The organism is Pseudomonas sp. P5_A2_2 (assembly GCF_054177685.1).
This window is the reverse complement of record NZ_JBGCUL010000493.1, coordinates 1-3,346: the sequence shown is the minus strand read 5'-3', so window position 1 is coordinate 3,346 and position 3,346 is coordinate 1. Positions and strand designations below refer to the sequence as shown.

Sequence of the window (3,346 nt, the reverse complement as noted above, 5' to 3'; positions counted from 1 at the left end):
ATATTGCGCAGGGTCCCGGCAAGGGTGGGGTGTTCGAGTTCGAAGCGTTCCACGGCCAGGTTGACGCCGTCAGCGAGGCTGGAATCCTGGGTTTTGGTTTCCAGTTCAAGCTTCAACTCAATCTGCTGCATCAGTTCGTGTAACTCGGCGCGCTCGGCTTCGGACAACGGAGGATTCTGTTCCAATTGCTCGCGCAGGGCATTGAGCTGTTCTTGCAGTTCGCGGGCAGGCATGGCGTTCTTCCTTCTTTAATCGATAGGCACTGGCATAGACCATGACCGAAGGCCAAAGGTCGATGCCTGACCTTTAGATTAATCCACTCGCGCGCAACGTGCATGATCTCGGTCAGGGCTTTTCGCCCTTGAGCCGCCGCAAGCTGATATCGGCCAGGCAGGTGTCGAGTTCACCGAGGTGATCGATCACCGAATGCACGCCAAGACCGAACAGTTGCATCGTCGCCTTGGCGCGTTTGATGTCGCGCCCCTGCGGGGTCAGCGCTTGCCATTCCTGAGGCGTCAATCCGCACAGCGAGCCGCAGGACGCCAGGCCGATGGTCCACAACCCGGCATTGAGCCCCGCTTGCAGCAGGCGGGGTTCGCCGCTCACCAGTACGCAGCCGTCGAGTCGCTCGACGTTCAGGGTCATCAAGGCTTGCCAGCAGGCATTCGGGGCGGGCCATGGGGTATTTGTTGCTAAATGTTGCGATGGCTGGATCCATTCAGGCAACGCAGCGGCCAGGGATTGGCTCAAGGCAGGGGGCAGCTCATCGAGCCAGGCGCAGGGGATTTGCCGGCGCTGCAAGCTGCGCAGGCTATCCAGTGCGCCGGGTGTGGCCTCGGCGTGTTCGGCCGAGTGACTGCCGTGCCGGCGCGTGTATGCGCCGAAATCCACCAGGCAGCCACTGAGGCCGAACAGTACGGCGGTCAGGCTGGGTGCAGTTTGGGGCAAGGCTTCGGCGAGCGGCATGTGGACGTCCCTGAAATAGCCTGAAGGCTAGCGGGCGACGGTGACAGTTGAGTGACATGGACGTGAATCGCTCGCATTTGGCACGATTCCTTCAATGTGGATTTCGTGCAAAGTGCCTTAAACAGCGTTTACGTCTTATACTTGGCAACTTATTGCCCGGGCCACGCGCCTGAGCCAGTACAAACCAAGGAGTTTTTTTCTATGCGCTGGAGCAATCATCTAGCCAGGATTTGTGTGTGCGCCAGTGTGATGCTGGTTCCGTTCGTTGCCCAGGCAGCCACGGAAGAGGATCCTTGGGAAAGCGTCAACCGCCCGATTTACAAGTTCAACGACGTGATCGACACCTACGCGCTGAAGCCCCTGGCCCAGGGTTACCAGTACATAACGCCGCAGTTTGTCGAAGACGGCGTTCATAACTTCTTTCGCAACATCGGCGATGTGCGCAACCTGGCCAACGATATCCTGCAGGCCAAACCTCGCGCCGCAGGCGTTGATACCGCACGAATCATTTTCAACACCACCTTCGGCTTGCTGGGCGTCATTGATGTCGGCACCAAAATGGGCCTGCAGCGCAATGACGAAGACTTCGGTCAGACACTGGGTTACTGGGGTGTCGGCAGCGGCCCTTACGTGATGTTGCCATTCCTGGGCCCAAGCACCTTGCGTGATGCGCCGTCCAAGTACGTCGACAGCTATACCGGTGCTTATCGTTACGTCAACGACGTACCTGTGCGTAACTCGTTCTTCGCGCTGGACATCATCGATACCCGCGCCAATCTGCTGTCGAGCGAGAAGCTGATCACCGGCGACAAGTACACCTTCATCCGCAATGCGTACTTGCAGAACCGTGAGTTCAAGGTGAAAGACGGTAAGGTTGAAGACGATTTTTGATCTCGACCGGTAAACTGGAAAAGGCGGCCATCAACAGGCCGCCTTTTTTGTCTGCGAAGACCCGCATGCTGATGTAATCGCGCTTTTCACTGTAGTCCCGCCGGTTTGACTCATGGGTTCGAACCTTCCATTGGGTTACGGATTTGTCTGTTCTTATAACTCTCGGTGATTTGACAAATAAAGACGTCAGGTGACCATCGGCGTGAGCTTGAAACGCCCCGCGGATGGGAGTACCGTCTGCGCCTTAGAAGGGCACCTCTGGTGTACATGTGTGTAGGGCAAATGCTCGAAAACGGTGCGACAGAGAGGCTAGAAAGCGAATCCAGTAGTCAGCGCCGGGCCAAAGTCCCCGCCTGCTACGCCAACCTAATTCTGGCGCCGTTTGCCCACATGCGAAAAACCAGTGCCACGCTGCTGATAATCGATGATGACGAAGTAGTTCGCGCGAGCCTCGCCGCCTATTTGGAAGACAGTGGTTTCAGCGTCTTGCAGGCCAGCAATGGTCAGCAGGGCCTTCAGGTATTCGAGCAAGACAAGCCCGACCTGGTCATCTGCGATCTGCGCATGCCGCAGATGGGCGGACTCGAACTCATCCGCCAGGTCACCGAACTGTCACCGCAAACGCCGGTGATTGTGGTTTCAGGTGCGGGCGTGATGAACGACGCGGTCGAAGCCCTGCGCCTGGGCGCAGCGGACTACCTGATCAAGCCTCTCGAAGATCTGGCCGTGCTCGAGCACTCCGTGCGCCGGGCCCTGGATCGTGCGCGCCTGTTGCTGGAGAACCAGCGCTACCGCGAGAAGCTGGAGAAGGCCAACCGCGAACTCGAAGCCAGCCTGAACCTGCTCCAGGAGGACCAGAACGCCGGTCGCCAGGTGCAGATGAACATGCTGCCGGTCAGCCCCTGGGCCATCAACGAGTTCAAATTTGCTCACCAGATCATCCCGTCGCTGTACCTGTCGGGTGATTTCGTCGACTACTTCCGGGTCGACGAGCGCCGGGTCGCCTTTTACCTGGCGGACGTTTCCGGTCATGGCGCCTCTTCAGCCTTCGTCACCGTGCTGTTGAAGTTCATGACCACGCGCTTGCTGTTCGAATCCAGGCGCAGCGGCACCTTGCCGGAATTCAAGCCTTCAGAGGTTCTTGGTCATATCAACCGGGGCCTGATCAGTTGTAAGCTGGGTAAACACGTCACAATGGTCGGTGGAGTCATCGACGAGGAGACCGGTTTGTTGACCTATAGCATCGGCGGTCATCTGCCGTTGCCAGTGTTGTACACGCCAGACGGTGTTCGTTATCTGGAAGGGCGTGGCCTGCCGGTGGGGCTTTTCAACGAAGCCACCTACGAAGACCACGTGCTGGAACTGCCATCGACGTTCAGCCTGACGCTAATGTCTGATGGCATTCTGGATCTTTTGCCAGAACCCACACTCAAAGAAAAAGAGGCGGCGTTGCCCCAACGGGTCAAGGCTGCGGGCGGCACCCTGGATG

General features: G+C 58.1%; 4 protein-coding genes. 2 read left to right on the top strand and 2 right to left on the bottom strand.

Features of this window, described 5'->3' with window-relative positions; all coding sequences use genetic code 11:
* Together ACXRVY_RS21055 and ACXRVY_RS21050 are read right to left on the bottom strand one after the other, a co-directional pair.
* On the bottom strand, positions 1 to 233 hold a 233-nt coding region (locus tag ACXRVY_RS21055), incomplete at its 3' end, for a DUF4404 family protein (protein WP_458238152.1).
* 112 nt (positions 234 to 345) lie between these two features.
* Positions 346 to 966, bottom strand: coding sequence for an HAD family phosphatase (locus ACXRVY_RS21050; RefSeq protein ID WP_223462648.1), 621 nt, complete (start codon positions 964 to 966; stop codon positions 346 to 348).
* Between the two features lie 201 nt (positions 967 to 1,167).
* Between ACXRVY_RS21050 and ACXRVY_RS21045 the strand changes: the two genes are divergently transcribed.
* Together ACXRVY_RS21045 and rssB are read left to right on the top strand one after the other, a co-directional pair.
* Entirely contained in the window at positions 1,168 to 1,857 is a 690-nt protein-coding gene (locus ACXRVY_RS21045; RefSeq protein WP_223462649.1) for an MlaA family lipoprotein, read from the top strand.
* 390 nt (positions 1,858 to 2,247) lie between these two features.
* A partial coding sequence (gene rssB, locus ACXRVY_RS21040; protein ID WP_458238151.1) for a two-component system response regulator RssB occupies positions 2,248 to 3,346 on the top strand: 1,099 nt, incomplete at its 3' end.

Excerpts from the sequence above, each read along its gene's own strand:
- ACXRVY_RS21050 (WP_223462648.1), bottom strand. The coding sequence starts at position 966 with ATGCCGCTCGCCGAAGCCTTGCCCCAAACTGCACCCAGCCTGACCGCC.
- ACXRVY_RS21045 (WP_223462649.1), top strand. The coding sequence starts at position 1,168 with ATGCGCTGGAGCAATCATCTAGCCAGGATTTGTGTGTGCGCCAGTGTG.